The organism is Streptomyces sp. NPDC090127, from assembly GCF_044746945.1.
In the GTDB taxonomy this organism is placed as follows: Bacteria; Actinomycetota; Actinomycetes; order Streptomycetales; family Streptomycetaceae; genus Streptomyces.
The window spans coordinates 206,386-224,259 of the sequence record NZ_JBIVDE010000004.1 but is presented as its reverse complement, the minus strand read 5'-3'; the positions used below and the strand labels follow the sequence as shown (position 1 = coordinate 224,259).

Here is a 17,874-nt window from a genome sequence, read left to right as displayed (position 1 = left end):
GCGGTGGGTTTTGTGGGTGGGGGGGGGGGGGGGGGGGGGGCCCCGGGGGGCGGCTCGCCGCCCCGCCCCCGCCCGCCCCCTTTCACGCGAGCCGCACCGACATCGGCGCGTCGCCCTCCAGTTCGAGGACCCACACTTCGTTGGCGCCCTCCCGGAGCACCGGGCCCGGCACGAACAGGGAGTCCTGCGGGCCGACAGCCCAGTACCGGCCCAGGCAGAAACCGTTCACCCAGACGAATCCCCGCGTCCCGCCCGGCACGGCCAGCACCGCGTCCCCCGCCCCGGCCACCTCCACCACGGCCCGGTACAGCCCGGCGGCCCCCGCCCCGGACCCCGAGCGCGCCGCGGACTGGTCCGAGCCCGCGACGGACGCGTCGGAGCCCGCCGCGGACGCGTGGGAGAAGCCGGAGCCCACAGGCCGCGCGGCGGGGACCACAGGCAGCCCGGACCCACCACCCACCGGCCGGAACGGCACCTTCGTCACCGCGTCCGCCTCGAAGGCGTCCACCCGCAGGCCCCGGGCCCGTACCCCGTGCACGTACTGCCGTTCGTGCCGGACCCCGCCCGTGATGCCCTTCGGCTCCGCCAGCCGCGGCCCGTAGTTGACCCGCCCCAGCGACTCCACCCACAGCTCCACCACCGCGGGCCCCGCCACCGGCTCCGGCAGCGTGTCGTCCTCCTCCGTCAGCACCCCCGCCCGGACCCCGTCCACGTACACCACCGCACGGTCCCGAAGCCCGGTCACGACCAGCGGATACGGCTGCCGGGGCCCGGGGACCTCCAGCCGGTACCGCACCAGACCCCGGTCCACCCCCAGCTCCTCGAAGGTCGGCGGCACCGGCGTCACCGACTCCTCGTCGCCGAGCACCTCCAGCACCTCCGCGAGCGGTGCCCACTCCGCCCAGGCCCCCTCCACCGGGCCCGCGATCCGGGCCGGCGGTTCCGGCACCTCCGGCAGCGGACCCTCCGCGTACTCCGCGAGCACCTCGCGGAACCGCCAGAACTTCTCCGTCGGCAGCCCCGCCTCGTCGATCGGCGCGTCGTAGTCGTACGAGGTCACCGTCGGCAGCAGGGCGCCCTCGTGGGCCTCACCGGCCCGGTTCGCCCCCGCCCAGCCCGCCACGTTCGTGCCGCCGTGCGCCATGTAGACGTTCACCGACGCCCCGCACTCCAGGATCTCCCGCAGCGCCGCCGCCGCGTCCGCCGCGTCCCGTACCGAATGCTCCGTACCCCAGTGGTCGAACCAGCCGCACCAGAACTCCATGCACATCAGCGGGCCCGACGGCCGGTGCCGCCGCAGCACCGCGAACGCCTCCCGCGCCCCCGAGCCGAAGTTCGCCGTCGCCAGCACTCCCGGCACCGAGCCGCCCGTCAGCATGTGGTCCTCCGGGCCGTCCGAGGTGAACAGCGGCACCTCCACCCCGCAGTCGAGCAGCAGATCCGCGACCCGGCGCAGATACGCCTGGTCGGAGCCGTAACTCCCGTACTCGTTCTCCACCTGGACCATCACCACCGGGCCGCCCCGGTCGATCTGCCGCTCCACCACCTGCGGCAACAGCACGCGGAACCAGCGCTCCACATGGCCCAGGTACTCCGCGTCGTCCGTCCGCACCCGCCGCCCGAGCGGCCCCGTCAGCCAGTGCGGCAGCCCGCCGTTCTCCCACTCGGCGCAGATGTACGGCCCCGGCCGCACGATCGCCCACATCCCGGCCGCCGCCACGGCGTCCAGGAACCGCCCGAGCGCGCCCACGTCCCCGTACCGGCCGGGCTCCGGCTCGTAGAGGTTCCACGGCACGTACGTCTCCACACAGGTGAGCCCCATCGCGCGGAGCATCCCCAGGCGATGGGGCCACTGCTCCTCGTGCACCCGGAAGTAGTGCAGCGCCCCCGACAGCAGCCGCACCGGCCGGCCGTCCAGAAGAAAGTCCTCGTCACCCACAGCGAACGTGCTCATGCCCTCACCTTCGCCCTCTGGCGGTGGACGGGTCCATGGACAAAGATCGTCGCTGTTTGGACGGAAGACGGACGCCGGACAGGCCGGTCACCTTGGACGCCGGGCACGCCGGGCACGCCGGGCACGCCGGGCACGCCGGGCACGCCGGGCACCACGGACACGCCGGGCACGCTGGACACCACGGACACGCCGGACGACGGACGGCGAGACAGCGATGGACGAAAGACGCGCGTCGCAGGAAAGGCAGGCGGGAAACGGCCGATGTACCACACCTGGATGCGCTACTTCACGCCCAGCCCTGTCCACCACCGCCTCGGGCTCGTCTGCCTGGGCGTCGGGCTCCAGCACGGCACCCTGCCCACCGTCGGCCCCCGCACCCTCGACCACCACGTGGCCGTCGTCGTCAGCGCCGGCAGCGGCTGGTACCGAGGCCCCGACGGCCGCCGCACCACCATCACCGCCCCCGCCCTGATCTGGCTCACCCCCGGCGTGCCCCACCACTACTCCGCCGACCCGGACACCGGTTGGGACGAGGCCTTCGTAGACTTCGCCGGGCCCGCCACCACCACCTACACCGAGCTCGGCTACATCGAACCCGACCGGCCCGTCGTCCCCCTCTCCGACGCCGCCGCGCCCCGCGCCGCCATCGGCCGTATCGCCCGCGCGGCCCGCCGCGGCAACCCCCTCCTGGAGGTCGAGACGGGCGCCGCCGTCCACGAACTCCTGGTGGCCCTGCGCCGCGCACGTGCCGACACCACCGCCGACGGCGACCCCGTCCTCACCGCCCTCGCCCGGGACGCCTTCCAGCCGCTGTCGGTGGCGGAACACGCCGCCCGGCACGGCATGACCCAGGCCGAACTGCGTACCGCGGTCCGGCGCGCGGCCGGCTGTAGCCCCAAGGACTACCTGCTCACCATCCGCCTCGGCCGCGCCAAGGAGCTCCTCGCCGCCACCGACCTCCCCGTCGCCGCCGTCGCCCGCCGCGTCGGCTACGACGACCCCGCCTACTTCTCGCGGCTCTTCACCCGCAGGGTCGGCACCGCGCCCGTCCGCTTCCGCGAACAGCAGGGCAGGGCCGTCCCCGGCGGCTGGAGCAACCGGATCCCGGATCCCGAACACCCTCCGACCATCGCCACCCGATCCGTCTAAGCTCGCTGCTCATGAGTGAGATCGACGAGTCCGTCATCGCGGACCTGACCCGGCTGCGCGAAAGCATCGACAACATCGACGCGGCGGTCGTCCACATGCTCGCCGAACGCTTCAAGTGCACTCAGCAGGTCGGCGTCCTCAAGGCCCGCCACCAGCTCCCGCCCGCCGACCCGGCGCGCGAGTCCCGCCAGATCGCCCGGCTGCGCGAGCTGGCCGAGAGCGCGAAACTGGACCCGGCGTTCGCCGAGAAGCTCCTGAACTTCATCATCGCCGAGGTCATCCGTCACCACGAGACCATCGCGGACGGAACACAGCCATGAACCGCGTCACGGTCTTCACCCTCGGCGGCACCATCTCGGCCCGCGGCGGCGACGCCACGCGGATGACGGGCGGGGAGGTCCTCGCGGGTCTGGGCGCCGACAGAACGGCGGGCGCGGATGCCCCCGGGAGAGCTGAGAGCGCCACAGACGCCGCAGGCGCGGCCGACAGCGCAGGCGCGGCCGACGCCGCGGACGCGACAGGCGCCACAGGCGCGCCGGGCGCGGAGACCGCCGCCTCCGCCCCGACGCCCGCCTCCGCCCCGACCCCCGCCTCCGCCCCGACCCCCGCCTCCGCCCCGACGCCGGCCCCCACACCGGGTCCCGCCTCGACACCGGCTCCCGCCCCCCACGTAGAGCTGCGCGACTTCCGGCGTCTCCCCAGCTCCTCCCTCACGCTCGACGACCTCGCCGCCCTCGCCCACGACGTCAACGAGGCCGTCGCCGCCGGGTCCGGCGTCGTCGTCGTGCAGGGCACCGACACCCTGGAGGAGACCGCCTTCCTCCTCGACCTGCTCTGCGAGACCACCCGGCCCGTCGTCGTCACCGGCGCCATGCGCCGCCCCGACCTGCCCGGTGCCGACGGCCCCGCCAATCTCGCCGCCGCGATCACCACCGCCGCCGACCCCCGCTGCGCGGGCCTCGGCGTCCTCGTCGTCCTCGCCGACGAGATCCACGCAGCCCGCCTCGTCCGCAAGACCCACACCACCTCCGTCGCCACCTTCGCCTCCCCGGGCACCGGACCGCTCGGCACCGTCGTCGAGGGCGAGCCCCGCATCCTGCTCCGCCCCGCCGGTACGAGCGCCATCCACCCCCTGCGCTTCGACCCGGCCGTACGCGTCGCCCTCGTCACCCTCTCCCTCGGCGACCGGGGCGAACTCCTCGAAGCGGTCGACTCCCGTTTCGACGGCCTCGTCCTCGCCGCCTTCGGCGCCGGACACGTCCCCGGCTGGTTGGTCGACCCCCTGGAACGGCTCGCCACCCGTATCCCCGTCGTCCTCGCCTCCCGCACGGGCGCCGGAGCGACCCTCACCAGCACCTACCGAGGCCCCGGCTCGGAACACGACCTCCTGACCCGCGGCCTCATCCCGGCCGGTCCCCTCGACCCCGCCAAGGCGCGCCTGCTCCTCCAGGCCCTGCTCTCCACCGGCGCGAAGAGCCCCACCGGCTACGACCGACCGGGCATCACCGCCGCCTTCACCCACGTCACGGGCGCGGGCCTGGCCTGACGACGAACGCACGAGAGGGCACGCGACCGGGGGGCGGCGGGGCAGGCGGACGCGGCAGGCGGACAGGGGAGGGCACGCGGCCGGCGGCGCGACAGTGCGGCGCCCACGCCAGGCACACCCCCGACCCGCCCCTGCCCCGCTCCCGCCCGCCTCTCGCCCCCCGCCCCCGCCCGCCTCTCGCCCCCGCCCCGCCCGCCTCTCGCCCCCCGCCCCCGGCTCCTGACATGTCGCCGCTGAGCTCTCAGCGGAACCCCCGTGCCCCGCCCCCACCCCATCGGGCAGCATGAGCCCATGCCCGTACTGACGCGCGACGAAGCGCAGACCCGTGCCCAGCTCCTCGACGTCCAGCACTACACGGTCGACCTCGACCTCACCACCGGCGACGAGACCTTCGAATCCACCAGCGTCATCCGGTTCACCAGCAGGGCCGCCGGTGACACCTTCGTCGAGCTGAAGCCCGTCACGCTCCACTCCGTCCACCTCGACGGCCGGCCCCTCGACCCCGCGTCCCTCGACGACAACCGGGTTCCGCTGAGCCTCACCGAGGGCGAGCACGAGCTGCGCGTCGTCACCACCATGCGCTACTCCCGCACCGGCGAGGGCATGCACCGCTTCACCGACCCGACCGACGGCGAGGTGTACGTCTACACCCAGGCGTTCATGGAAGACATCCAGCGCGTCTTCGCCGCCTTCGACCAGCCCGACCTCAAGGCCGTCTTCGAGGTGAGCGTCAAGGCCCCCGACGGCTGGACCGTCCTTGCCAACGGCATCACCGAGCAGCAGGCCGACGGCCGCTGGCAGGCCGCCGCCACCCCGCTGCTCTCCACGTACTTCGTCTGCGTCGCCGCCGGCCCGTGGCACACCCTGCGTACCGAACACGCCGGACTGCCCTTCGCCCTCCACTGCCGCCGCTCCCTCGGCCACCACCTCGACGCCGACGCCGACGAGATCTTCTCCGTCACCAAGGCCTGCTTCGACCGGTTCCACGAGAAGTTCGACGAGCCGTACCCCTTCGACTCGTACGACCAGGCCTTCGTACCCGAGTTCAACCCGGGCGCCATGGAGAATCCCGGACTCGTCACCTTCCGCGACGAGTTCGTCTACCGCTCCGCCGTCACCGTCACCGAGCGCCAGACCCGCGCCATGGTCATCGCCCACGAGATGGCCCACATGTGGTTCGGCGACCTCGTCACCCTCCGCTGGTGGGACGACATCTGGCTCAACGAGTCCTTCGCCGAGTACATGGGCTACCAGACGGTCAACGAAGCGTGCGCCGACCGCTTCCCCGACACCTGGATCGACTTCGGCATCGAGCGCAAGGCCTGGGGCTACGACGCCGACCAGCGCCCCTCCACCCACCCCGTCGCCCCCGACCCCGACGCGGTCCCCGACACCGCCTCCGCGCTCCTCAACTTCGACGGCATCTCCTACGCCAAGGGCGCCTCGGCGCTGCGCCAACTCGTCGCCTGGATGGGGGAGAAGGACTTCCTCGCCGGCATCAACACCCACTTCAAGCGCCACCGCTTCGGCAACGCCACGCTCGCCGACTTCATCGACAACCTCGCCTCCGCCACCGACCGTGACGTGCACGCCTGGGCCGACCAGTGGCTGCGCACCACCGGCGTCGACACCCTCACGCCGGAGCTCGGCGGCGACGAGACCCGCACCACCGTCACCGTCCACCGCCGGGGCAGCCGCCCGCACCGCGTCGCCGTCGGCGTCTACGACCGCGACCTCGTCGACGGCCGGCGCCTCGTCCGGCGCGAGCGCGTGGAGATCGACGTCCCGCAGACCGAGCCCCTGGACCTCCCCGGGCCCCGCCCCGCGCTCGTCGTCCTCAACGACGGTGACCTCACCTACGCCAAGGTCCGCCTGGACGAGGAGTCGCTGGAGACCGCCCTGCGCGGCCTCTCCGGCATCCCGGACGCCCTCACCCGCACGCTCGTCTGGAACTCCCTGCGCGACATGGTCCGCGACGGCGAACTCGACCCCCACGACTACCTGGCCACGGCGGAGGCCCACCTCCCCGAGGAGACGGACCTGGCGGTCGTGCAGGGTGTCCTCCTCTTCGCGCGCACCCAGATCACCGACCGCTACCTCGCCCCCGACGAGCGTCCCGCGGCCCTCGCGCAGCTGACGGCCCTGGCCCGTACCCTCATCCGCCACACCGAGGACGGCGAGGCCCCCGGACTGCGCCTCACCGCCGTCCGTACGTTCATCGGCAGTGCGACCCAGCCCGACACGATCGCCGGCTGGCTCGCCGACGGAACGGTCCCCGGCGGCCCCGAGATCGACCCCGAACTGCGCTGGCGCATCCTCGCCCGCCTCGCCGTCCTCGGCGCCGTCGACGAGACCACGATCGCCGCGGAGCTGGCCCGCGACCCCAGCGCCACCGGCCAGGAAGGCGCCGCCCGCTGCCGCGCCGCCCTGCCCACCCCGGAGGCGAAGGCGGCGGCCTGGTCCCGCCTCTTCGACACCGACGACCTCTCCAACTACCTCTTCACGGCGACGGCCCAGGGCTTCTGGCAGCCCGAACAGGCCGACCTCGTACAGGAGTACGTCGCCCGCTACTACCCGGCCGCGATCGCTCTGAGCGCCCGCCGAGGCGCGGCCATCGCGGACGCGGCCGGCCGGCACGCCTTCCCGGCGCACGCGATCGACCAGGAGTCCCTGACCCTGGGCGAGTCCCACCTCGGCGACCCCACGGTGACCCCGGCCCTGCACCGCAAACTCGTCGACCAACTCTCCGACCTGACCCGAGCCCTGACCACCCGCAAGCCCTGACCACCCACAAGCCGTGAACACCTGCATGCCGTGAACACCTGCAAGTCCTGACCACCCACAAGCCGTGAACACCTGCATGCCGTGAACACCTGCAAGTCCTGACCCCTCGGCCCCCCGCAGCCCCCGCCCACCCCTGGGCGGGGGCTGCGCCGTTCCTGGCCGCCCGGGGGGTGTGCCCACCGGCCCGCACCCGGACGCACCGGCCCGGACAAACCACGCGGGCGGGGCCTTGTCCAGGGCCCGTCCCCCGTTCGGGTTGCTCCGGCGACATCGCCGGACAAACCCAGAAAACCCCCGGCAGGCTCGTGCCCATGCGTGCCGAGCCAACCCCGCCCCTCGCGACCGACGCCACCGCGCTGCGCCCCCTCCTGGACACCGTCCTGACCGCCCTGCGCACAGGAGCCGCGGAACGCGGCGGCCCGATCCCGCCCGGCGGCCCCGACGACGTCACCGCTCGCGTCCGCGAGGCCCTCGGCGCAGATCCCCTCCCCGAGACCGGCACCGACCCCGTCGCCGCCCTCCGCACCCTCACCCACGCCCTCGCCCGAGGCGCCGCCGACCCCGCGCACCCCCTCTGCGCCGCCCATCTCCACACCCCACCGCTCGCGCTCGCCGCAGCCGCCGACCTCGCCGCCTCCGTCCTGAACCCCTCCATGGACTCCTGGGACCAGGCCCCCGCCGCCTCCGCCCTGGAAGTCCTGGTCACCGAGGCCCTGGCCAGGGAGGTGTACGCCGACACCCGACGAACGCCGACGGCCCGGCCCACGCCGGCGCCCCGGCCCACGCCGACCGACCGGCCCACCCCGGAATCCCGCCCCGCCCCACCCACCCCCGACGCCCTCGTCACCACCGGCGGCACCGAGTCCAACCAACTCGCCCTGCTCCTCGCCCGCGAGCGCCACGGCCCCGGCCACACCGTCCAGATCGTCGTCGGAGCCAACGCCCACCACTCCTTCCACCGCGCCGCCTGGCTCCTCGGCCTCCCCGAACCGGTCACCGTGCCCACCCCCAACGGCACCCTCGACCCCGTCGCCCTCGACGAGGCCCTCACCGACCTCCACGGTCACGGCGCCCTCCTCGTCGTCGCCACCGCCGGGACCACCGACACCGGCCGCATCGACCCCCTCCCCGAGATCGCCGACCTCTGCGACGCCCACCACGCCGACCTCCACGTCGACGCCGCCTACGGCGGCCCCCTCCTCTTCAGCGCCACCCGCCGCCCCCTCCTGGCCGGCCTCGACCGCGCCCGCACCGTCACCCTCGACCTGCACAAACTCGGCTGGCAGCCCGTCGCCGCCGGACTCCTCGCCGTACGCGACGCGCACGACCTCACCGCCCTCGCGCACACCGCCGACTACCTCAACGCACCCGACGACACCGAAGCCGGCCTCCCCGACCTCCTCGGCCGCTCCCTGCGCACCACCCGCCGCCCCGACATCCTCAAGATCGCCGTCACCCTCCGGGCCCTCGGCCGCGACGGACTCGGCGCCCTCGTCGACCAGGTCTGCGCCCTCGCCCACCACCTCGCCGACCTCGTCGAGAAGACCCCCGGCCTCCAGCTCTACGAACGCCCCACCCTGACCACCGTCCTCTTCCGCCCCGCCGACGCCGATGACACCGCCGTCGCCGCCATCCGCCGCACCCTCCTCACCGAAGGCCGCGCCGTCCTCGGCCGCGCCCACGAGGACGGCCGACTCTGGCTCAAGGCCACCCTGCTCAACCCCCACACCACCCCCGGCGACCTCCAACACCTCCTCGACCTGGTCGACCGCGCCCACCCCGCGGCCCCGCCCAGCCCCGCCAGCCCGGTCAACCCCGCCAGCCCGGTCAACCCCGTCAGCCCCGTCAGCCCCGTCCACCCGTCAGCGCGGCCAGCCCCGACGACCCTGCCAGCCTCGACAAGCCCGTCAGCCCCGTCGACCCCGTCAGCCCCGACAACCCCGTCAGCCCCGTGAACCTCGTGGAAGGCAGCACCGACCGATGACCGGCAGCACCCCCCAACACCCCCACCACCCTCCGCACGACCTCGACCAGCCCCACGACCTGGTCGGCATCGGCATCGGCCCCTTCAACCTCTCCCTCGCCGCCCTCGCCCAGGGCGTCCCCGGCGGCCTCGCCGCCGCCTTCTACGAGCAGAGCCCCGCCTTCCACTGGCACCCCGGCCTCCTCATCGAAGGCGCCACCCTCCAGGTCCCCTTCCTCGCCGACCTGGTGACCCTGGCCGACCCCGCCAGCCCCTGGTCGTTCCTCAACTACCTCCGCGGCCGCGACCGGCTCTTCCCCTTCTACTTCGCCGAGAAGTTCCACATCCAGCGCGCCGAGTACGACGCCTACTGCCGCTGGGTCAGCGGCCAACTCCCCGGCCTCCACTTCGGCCACCAGGTCGACTCCGTCCGCTGGAACCCCGAACGCGCTCTCTTCGAGGTCGACCACACCCAGCTCGACGCCGACGGCGAAGCCGAAGCCCTCGGCCGCACCTACACCCGTAACGTCGTCCTCGGCGTCGGCACCGAGCCGTACATCCCCGAACCGCTCAGACCACTCGCCGACGCCCCTCAGGTCCCCGTCATCCACTCCGCGGACTACCTCCACCACCGCGAACAGCTCCTCGCGGCCGGCCACGTCACCGTCATCGGCTCAGGCCAGTCCGGCGCCGAGATCTTCCTCGACCTCCTCCGCGCCCGCCCCGCCGGAGCCGAGAAGATCCACTGGCTGACCCGCACGGAGGCCTTCGCCCCCATGGAGTACTCCAAGCTCGGCCTCGAACACTTCACCCCCGACTACACCCGCTACTTCCACGCCCTCCCCGAACCCACCCGCAACGAACTCCTGCCCCGCCAATGGCAGTTGCACAAGGGCATCGACACCGACACCATCACCGCCATCCACGACGAGCTCTACCGGCGCACCCTCCACGGCGGCTGGCCCGACGCCGTCCTCACCCCCGGGGTCCGCGTCCGCACCGCCGGTCGCGTCGCCACCACCAAGGTCGAACTGCACCTCGAACACCTCCAGCAGTCCACCCGCTCCCGCCTCACCACCGACGCCGTCGTCCTCGCCACCGGCTACCGCGAACGCCCCGTGGACCGCATGCTCGCCGGACTCGACCCCTACCTCCGCCACGACTCCGTCGGCCGCGCCAGGATCGACAGCGACTTCCGCCTCCTCCTCGACGACTCCATCACCGGCTCCGTCTACGTACAGAACGCCGAGAAGCACACCCACGGCGTCGGCGCCCCCGACCTCGGCCTCGCCGCCTGGCGCAGCGCCACCATCCTCAACTCCCTCACGGGCAAGGAGCCCTACCCGCTGCCGCGCCGCACCGCCTTCACCAGCTTCGGCCTCGAACCACGCGAAACCCCCCGCATCCCCGCCCAGGCCCAGCACCTGACGCCCCTCACCCAGACCTGACCACCGCCGCGCCCCCGACCCCACCCCCGAAAACACGCCGACGACGGGCCGTGCGCGTGACGGAGTGGCACAGTGGCCGAGACCGACCGAGCCACCACAGCCGTCACCCGCACGAGGGAGCCCACCCGTGACGACCCCCCACCAGCCGGCGCCGCACCACCCCACCCCCGAGGCGCCCCAGGTCGCCGTCCGCGGCGAAGCGCGACTCGAGGTCGACCCCGAGATCGCCCGCATCGCGGTCACGGTCAGTGCCCGCGGTACCGACCGTGCCGCCACGCTCGCCGACCTCACCCGCCGCAACACCCACACCCTCGACCTGGTCAAGACCTACGGCGAAGCCGTCGAGAAGCTCGAGACCGGCGCCTTCTCCATCACCCCCGAGCCCAGCAAACACGGGCGCGGCGAACGCGTCCGCGCCTACCAGGGCACCGTCCACCTCACCGTCGAGCTCGCCGACTTCACCGCCCTCGGCGAACTCACCACCCGCCTCGCGGACCTCGACCTCACCCGCGTCGACGGCCCGTGGTGGGCCCTGCGCCCCGACTCGCCGGCCTACGCCGAAGCCCGCCGCACCGCCGTCACCGAAGCCGTCCACCGCGCCCGCGCCTACGCCACGGCCCTGGGCACCACCCTCACCGCACTCCTGGAGCTCTCCGACACCGACCTGGCCGCGCCCCCGGGTCTCACCGGCGGCACCATGCGCATGGCCTTCGCGGCCGAGACGGCCGAGGCGCCCCCGGCGCTCGACCTCGAACCCCAGCGCCAGACGGTCACGGCGGAGGTCATGGCCCGCTTCACCATGGCACCTCCGAAGCTCTAGCGGACGGTTGCGGGGGCGCCGACAGGGGCTCCCGCGGGGGCCGCTCGGCCCCCGAACCCGCTCATCAGAGCATGTGCCTGCACAGATTCAAGACTTGTCAACAACCTTTCATGCAAAGGTTGTTGTACGGCCACGCCTGGCCCCTGAACTACCCGCCGGTAAGCCCTAGGCTCGTACCATGCGCCGAGCGAAAATCGTTTGCACCCTGGGGCCCGCCACCGACTCATACGACCAGATCAAGGCACTGGTCGAAGCCGGAATGGACGTCGCCCGCTTCAACCTCAGCCACGGCACCTACGCCGAACACGAGGAGCGCTACCACCACGTACGGAAAGCCGCCGACGAGACCGGCCGCAGCATCGGCATCCTCGCCGACCTTCAAGGCCCGAAGATTCGACTCGGCCGCTTCCGTGAAGGTCCCGTACTCCTTGAACGCGGCGACGACTTCACCATCACCGTCGAAGAGACCGAAGGCGACCGCCAGACCTGCGGCACCACCTACCAGGGCCTCGCCGAGGACGTCACCACCGGCGAACGGATCCTCGTCGACGACGGTCGCGTCACCCTCGAAGTCACCGGAGTCGACGGCCCCCGCGTCCACACCCGCGTCGTCGAAGGCGGCATGGTCTCCGACCACAAGGGCCTCAACCTCCCCGGAGTGGCCGTCTCCGTCCCCGCACTCTCCGAGAAGGACATCGACGACCTCCGCTGGGCCCTGCGCACCGGCGCCGACATCATCGCCCTCTCCTTCGTGCGCAGCGGCCGCGACATCGAGGACGTCCACCGCATCATGGACGAAGAGGGCCGCCGGCTCCCCGTGATCGCCAAGGTGGAGAAGCCGCAGGCCGTCGAGGCGATCGACGACATCGTCGCCGCCTTCGACGGCATCATGGTCGCCCGCGGCGACCTGGGCGTCGAAATGCCCCTCGAACAGGTGCCGATCGTCCAGAAGCGCGCCGTCAAGCTCGCCAAGCGCAACGCCAAGCCGGTCATCGTCGCCACCCAGATGCTCGACTCGATGATCGAGAACTCCCGCCCCACGCGCGCCGAAGCCTCCGACGTCGCCAACGCCGTCATCGACGGCACCGACGCCGTCATGCTCTCCGGCGAGACCAGCGTCGGCCGCTACGCCATCGAAACCGTCCGCACCATGGGGCGCATCGTCGAAGCGGCCGAGGAGGACATCCTCGCCAAGGGCCTCCCGCCGCTCACGGAGCGCAACAAGCCCCGCACCCAGGGCGGCGCCGTCGCCCGCGCGGCCGCCGAGATCGGCGACTTCCTCGGCGCCAAGTTCCTCGTCGCCTTCACCCAGTCCGGCGACACCGTGAAGCGCCTCTCCCGCTACCGCTCGCCCATCCCCCTCCTCGCCTTCACCCCCGACCCGGCCACCCACGCGCAGCTCACCCTCACCTGGGGCGTGGAGACCTTCCTCGGCCCGCACGTCGACTCGACGGACGCGATGATCGCCCAGGTCGACGAGGAACTCCTGCGCATCGGCCGCTGCAAGAAGGGCGACACGATCATCATCACGGCCGGCTCCCCGCCCGGCGTCGCCGGCTCCACCAACCTGGTCCACGTCCACCACGTCGGCGACCCGGTCACCCGGATCTCCTGACCCTTCCGTGCCGTGGGAGGGCTTCTGTGCCGTGGGCGTGCGGGCGTTCACTCTGCGCGACCGCGACTCGCCGCACGTAGCAGAAAGCGGACATTCACACGAGGGTGAACGTCCGCTTCGCTTCCGAACCGGTGCCGGGTGCGGGACTCGAACCCGCAAGCCCTCACGGGCAGATGTGTTTGAGACATCCGTGTATGCCATTCCACCAACCCGGCGGGGTTGCCAGTCGGAGTGTACCCGGTGACCGGCAAGGCCAGCAGCTAGGTAGGCTTCTGAGTGCAGCACCACGCCCCGTAACGAGGAGCCCCCGTGACCGCCCCCGAGTCGCCCCAGCCCGCCGCCGACGAAGTCGACGCGTCGCACGTCCCGCCGCTGACGACCCGCGTCGTCATCGCCGAGGACGAGGCCCTCATCCGCATGGACCTGAAAGAGATGCTGGAGGAGGAGGGCTACTCGGTCGTCGGCGAGGCCGGCGACGGGGCGCGGGCCGTCGAGCTCGCCCGGGAGCACCAGCCCGACCTCGTCATCCTGGACGTGAAGATGCCCGTTCTCGACGGCATCTCCGCCGCCGAGAAGATCGCGGGCGAGTCCATCGCCCCGGTCCTCATGCTCACCGCCTTCTCGCAGCGCGACCTCGTCGAGCGCGCCCGGGACGCCGGGGCGATGGCGTACCTGGTGAAGCCGTTCAGCAAGAGCGACGTCGTGCCGGCGATCGAGATGGCCGTGTCGCGGTTCGCGGAGCTGCGGGCGCTGGAGAAGGAGGTCGCCGACCTCTCGCAGCGGCTGGAGACGCGCAAGCTCGTGGACCGGGCGAAGAGCATTCTGCAGACGCAGTACGGCCTGTCGGAGCCCGCCGCGTTCCGGTGGATCCAGAAGACGTCGATGGACCGACGTATGTCGATGCAGCAGGTCGCGGAGGCGGTCATCGAGGACGCCGAGGAGAAGAAGGCGGCCAAGGGCCAGTAGGTCGGAGGCGTACTCGGCACGGAGAAGGCCCGCCCCACATCCTTGTGGGGCGGGCCTTCTGTCGGTGGGGCTACTCCTCGCCGAGGTAGGTCTTGCGGACCTCGTCGTCGTGCAGGAGGTCCTGGCCGGTGCCGGAGAGCTTGATCTTGCCGACCTCCAGGACGTAGCCGTGGTCCGCGAGGGAGAGGGCGGCCTGGGCGTTCTGCTCGATGAGCAGAATCGTCATGCCCTCCGCCTTCAGCGTCGCGATGGTCTCCATGATCTTCTGCATCATGATCGGGGAGAGGCCCATGGAGGGCTCGTCGAGCATGAGCAGCTTGGGCTGGGACATGAGGGCCCGGCCCATGGCGAGCATCTGCTGCTCACCGCCCGAGAGGGTGCCGGCGGCCTGCTTGCGGCGTTCACCCAGGATGGGGAAGAGGTCGTAGGCGCGCTGGATGTCCTTCTCGATGCCGTCCTTGTCCTTGCGGAGGAAGGCTCCGAGCTGGAGGTTCTCGGCGATGGTGAGCTTGGGGAAGATGTGCCGGCCCTCGGGGGAGTGGGCCATGCCGAGGGAGACGACCTTGTGGGCGGGGATGCCGTTGAGCACCTGGCCGTCGAAGGTGATCTTGCCGCTCGTGGGCTTGATGAGCCCGGAGAGGGTGCGCAGGGTGGTGGTCTTGCCGGCGCCGTTGGTGCCGATCAGGGAGACGACCTGGCCGGCTTCGACGGAGAAGGAGATGCCCTTGACGGCTTCGATCTTGCCGTAGGCGACCCTGAGGTCCTCGACCTCGAGAAGAGCGGTCACTTGGTGTCTCCTTCGGTGGTGCTGTCCGCTGCCGGCGCGTCGCCCTCTGGGGCATCCGCGGCATCCGGGGCGTCCGTGACGTCCGGGGCGGCGGCGTCGGTGGCGGGGGCGTCCTCCGCCTCGGGGGCCTCCGGTGCTTCGGGAGCCTCCTCCGCGGGAGTCTCCGTCACCTCGGCAGCCTCCGCCTCGGCCTCGGCCTCGGCCTCCGCGTGCGCCTCCGCCGCCTCGACCTCGGCGACCTCCTCCGCGCCCGGCGCGCCCTCGAAGGGCGTGCCGAGGTAGGCCGCGACGACGCGTTCGTCGCCCTGGACGACCTCGGAGGTGCCCTCGACGAGCTTCTCGCCCTGGACGAGGACGGCCACCCGGTCGCACAGGTTGAAGATGAACTTCATGTCGTGCTCGATGACGAGGACGGCGATGCCCTTGTCACGGATGGCGAAGACGAGTTCCTCGGTGGCCCGGGTCTCGTTCTGGTTCATGCCCGCCGTCGGCTCGTCGAGCAGCAGCAGGCCGGGGTCGCTGGCCAGCGCCCGGGCGATCTCCAGCTTGCGCTGTTCGCCGTAGGGGAGGTTCCGCGCCAGGTGCTCCGACTTGGCGGCCAGGCCGACGAACTCCAGGAGTTCCATGGCCCGCTCCCGGGAGGCGGCTTCCGCCTTCTTGAAGCCGGGGCCGCGCAGGAGCGCGGACCAGAGGCCCTCCTTGGTCCGGGTGTGGCGTCCGACGAGGACGTTCTCCAGAACCGTCATGTTGGAGAAGAGGCGGATGTTCTGGAAGGTGCGGGCGATGCCGGCCTTGGTGACCAGGTGCGGCTTGGGCGGCAGCACCGTGCCCTTGTAGCTGACCTGTCCCTCGGTCGGGACGTACAGACCGGTGAGGCAGTTGAAGAAGGTGGTCTTGCCGGCGCCGTTGGGGCCGATGAGACCGACGATCTCGCCTTCGCGGACGGTGAGGTCGACACCGCGTACGGCGGTCAGACCGCCGAAGCGCATGGTGACACCGGTGGCGTCGAGAACGGTGGCGGCGGTGGGCGCCGCTGCCGTCGCTTCCGTGGTGGTGGTCGTCGTCATGGCGTTCACGCACCCGCCTTCGAGGTTCCGACGATCGGGTCGGCCGGGGGCCGCTGTTCCGGTACGTCGGGCTTGTCGGTGCCCTCGTCGTGCTCGTGGTACTCGAGCTGCGCGCGCCGGTTGGGGATGAGGCCCTCCGGGCGGAAGCGCATCAGCAGGATGAGCGCGAGGCCGAACGCGAGGAGCTGGAAGTCCTTGAGGAAGGAGAGCTTCTCGGGGATGAGGAAGAGCAGCGCCGCGCCGAGGAGCGGGCCGCGGATGGTGCCCATGCCGCCGAGGATGACGGCCGCGAGGAGGAACGCGGAGTTCGGGGCGACGGGGCCGGCGAACACGTACATCTCGGGGAGGACCGTGCCCTGGAAGTGGGCCTGGACCGTGCCGGCGACGCCGGCGAGGGTGGCGCCGAGGGCGAAGGCGATGAGCTTGACGCGGAAGCCGTTGATGCCCATGGCGGTGGCGGCCGTCTCGTCCTCTCGGATGGCGACCCAGGCGCGGCCGATGCGGGAGTCCTGTGCCCGGCTGAAGACCAGGACGACGAAGACCATGACGAGGAGCATCAGCAGGTAGTAGTTGGCGTAACTGCCGAGTTCCACGCCGAGGATGGTGTGGGTCTCGCCGAAGTCGTAGCCGAAGATGTTCAGCGCCGGGATGTTCGGGATGCCGTTGGGGCCGTTGGTGATCTGGGGTCCGTTGTCGCCGTCCATGTTGTTGACGGTGATGCGGAAGATCTCCCCGAAGCCCAGCGTCACGATGGCGAGGTAGTCGCCGTGGAGCCGGAGGGTCGGCGCGCCGATGATGACGCCGAAGACCAGCGAGGCGAGCGCCCCGATGATCATGGCGGCCCAGAACGGGAGCTCGATGTCGAGCGCGGAGGCCGTGGATCCGGAGACGAGGGCCGCGGTGTAGGCGCCGACGCCGAGGAAGGCGACGTATCCGAGGTCGAGCAGGCCCGCCAGGCCGACGACGACGTTGAGCCCGAGGGCGACCGTGGCGAAGATCAGGATCTGCACGGCGATCACGGTGAACGTGTCGGTGGTCTGGGTGAAGGGGAAGACGGCCGCCGCGGCGAACGCGGCGACGGCGGCGACCTGCTTGTTCTTGGAGGCGAGCGCCGAGATGCGGGCCATGACGCCGGCCTTGTTGAGGGCGGCCGCGCCGAAGCCCACGAGGAGCAGGTAGCCGATGAACAGCTCGGGGTACTCGGTGGAGATGCCGTACGTGACGGCGTACATGCCGATGGCGAAGGCCACGACGATGAGCAGGATCTCCGCCCAGGAGGGGATCTCCTTGGCCTTCGCCGGCTTGCGGGCGTCGTCCTTGAGGAGCGAAGCGGCCGCGACCGGGATCAGTACCGTGACGAACGCGACGTACGCGCCGGGTTCCCAGTGGGCGATGCCGCCGAGCTGCGCCGCGATGGCGACCACGGCATACCAGGTGGTGCCGAGGGTGCCGACGGCCAGGAAGAGCAGTGCCTTGCTGGATCCGGCGGGGGTCAGCCAGCGCAGTCCCTTGATGCCGAGCCCGGAGAGGGCGAGGAGCGTCAGGAGCAGGCCGCCGACGAGGGTGAGGACCTGGAGGCCGCCGGGGTAGCCGTTGACGGTGAGGTCGCCGGGGAACTCGGTGGTGTAGGTCCAGGCGAGGAAGGTGCTGGCGACGGTGGCGAGGCCACCGGCGGCGACGATCCAGTGGAGGAGGCCGGGCGCCTTGACGCCGGTCTGCTCGGGGGCGGTGGTGCCGGACTCTTCGGGGGTCTTGGTGAGGTCGGTCGTCATCGT

At 72.1% G+C, this 17,874-nt stretch carries 13 protein-coding genes and 1 tRNA gene; 9 read left to right on the top strand and 5 right to left on the bottom strand.

What is annotated here, in order from left to right; all coding sequences use genetic code 11:
* Positions 1 to 82: 82 nt before the first annotated feature.
* Positions 83 to 1,954 (bottom strand): beta-galactosidase family protein, encoded by a 1,872-nt coding sequence (locus ACIPPS_RS16580; RefSeq protein ID WP_401431936.1) that lies wholly within the window; start codon positions 1,952 to 1,954, stop codon positions 83 to 85.
* Between the two features lie 261 nt (positions 1,955 to 2,215).
* Here ACIPPS_RS16580 and ACIPPS_RS16575 point away from each other — a divergent pair, with 261 nt between their 5' ends.
* The 8 genes from ACIPPS_RS16575 to pyk all read left to right on the top strand — a co-directional run bounded on the left by ACIPPS_RS16575 (position 2,216) and on the right by pyk (position 13,279).
* The gene (locus tag ACIPPS_RS16575) at positions 2,216 to 3,103 is read left to right on the top strand and encodes an AraC family transcriptional regulator (RefSeq protein ID WP_401431934.1); all 888 of its coding nucleotides are present in this window, start codon (positions 2,216 to 2,218) and stop codon (positions 3,101 to 3,103) included.
* 11 nt (positions 3,104 to 3,114) lie between these two features.
* The gene (locus ACIPPS_RS16570; RefSeq protein WP_401431932.1) at positions 3,115 to 3,423 is read left to right on the top strand and encodes a chorismate mutase; all 309 of its coding nucleotides are present in this window, start codon (positions 3,115 to 3,117) and stop codon (positions 3,421 to 3,423) included.
* On the top strand, positions 3,420 to 4,649 hold the full coding sequence (locus ACIPPS_RS16565; protein ID WP_401431929.1) for an asparaginase: 1,230 nt from the start codon (positions 3,420 to 3,422) through the stop codon (positions 4,647 to 4,649). The genes ACIPPS_RS16570 and ACIPPS_RS16565 overlap by 4 nt, the downstream gene beginning before the upstream one ends.
* A gap of 291 nt (positions 4,650 to 4,940) precedes the next feature.
* Positions 4,941 to 7,433: an aminopeptidase N gene (gene pepN, locus ACIPPS_RS16560; RefSeq protein ID WP_401431927.1), complete on the top strand. Its 2,493-nt coding sequence runs from the start codon at positions 4,941 to 4,943 to the stop codon at positions 7,431 to 7,433.
* 311 nt (positions 7,434 to 7,744) lie between these two features.
* The gene (locus ACIPPS_RS16555) at positions 7,745 to 9,388 is read left to right on the top strand and encodes an aminotransferase class V-fold PLP-dependent enzyme (protein WP_401431924.1); all 1,644 of its coding nucleotides are present in this window, start codon (positions 7,745 to 7,747) and stop codon (positions 9,386 to 9,388) included.
* A gap of 25 nt (positions 9,389 to 9,413) precedes the next feature.
* Complete coding sequence (locus ACIPPS_RS16550) at positions 9,414 to 10,844, top strand: lysine N(6)-hydroxylase/L-ornithine N(5)-oxygenase family protein (protein WP_401431921.1); 1,431 nt, start codon at positions 9,414 to 9,416, stop codon at positions 10,842 to 10,844.
* Between the two features lie 127 nt (positions 10,845 to 10,971).
* Entirely contained in the window at positions 10,972 to 11,664 is a 693-nt protein-coding gene (locus ACIPPS_RS16545) for an SIMPL domain-containing protein (protein WP_401431919.1), read from the top strand.
* Between the two features lie 178 nt (positions 11,665 to 11,842).
* Complete coding sequence (gene pyk, locus ACIPPS_RS16540) at positions 11,843 to 13,279, top strand: pyruvate kinase (RefSeq protein ID WP_401431916.1); 1,437 nt, start codon at positions 11,843 to 11,845, stop codon at positions 13,277 to 13,279.
* A gap of 132 nt (positions 13,280 to 13,411) precedes the next feature.
* Here the strand turns inward: pyk and ACIPPS_RS16535 are convergent.
* A tRNA-Leu gene (locus ACIPPS_RS16535) sits at positions 13,412 to 13,494 on the bottom strand.
* 94 nt (positions 13,495 to 13,588) lie between these two features.
* On the opposite strand from ACIPPS_RS16535, the gene ACIPPS_RS16530 reads away from it, so the two are divergent.
* A complete protein-coding gene (locus tag ACIPPS_RS16530) occupies positions 13,589 to 14,245 on the top strand; it encodes an ANTAR domain-containing response regulator (RefSeq protein ID WP_401431914.1) in 657 nt (218 codons plus the stop codon).
* A gap of 70 nt (positions 14,246 to 14,315) precedes the next feature.
* On the opposite strand, the gene ACIPPS_RS16525 is transcribed toward ACIPPS_RS16530, so the two are convergent.
* Genes ACIPPS_RS16525 through ACIPPS_RS16515 form a run of 3 tightly spaced genes read right to left on the bottom strand, consistent with a single transcriptional unit; the run spans position 14,316 to position 17,871 of the window.
* Complete coding sequence (locus ACIPPS_RS16525; RefSeq protein ID WP_401431911.1) at positions 14,316 to 15,032, bottom strand: ABC transporter ATP-binding protein; 717 nt, start codon at positions 15,030 to 15,032, stop codon at positions 14,316 to 14,318.
* Entirely contained in the window at positions 15,029 to 16,099 is a 1,071-nt protein-coding gene (locus ACIPPS_RS16520; protein WP_401433093.1) for an ABC transporter ATP-binding protein, read from the bottom strand. Before ACIPPS_RS16520 ends, ACIPPS_RS16525 begins: the two co-directional genes overlap by 4 nt.
* A 5-nt stretch (positions 16,100 to 16,104) precedes the next feature.
* On the bottom strand, positions 16,105 to 17,871 hold the full coding sequence (locus tag ACIPPS_RS16515) for a branched-chain amino acid ABC transporter permease (RefSeq protein WP_401433090.1): 1,767 nt from the start codon (positions 17,869 to 17,871) through the stop codon (positions 16,105 to 16,107).
* Between the last annotated feature and the right edge of the window lie 3 nt (positions 17,872 to 17,874).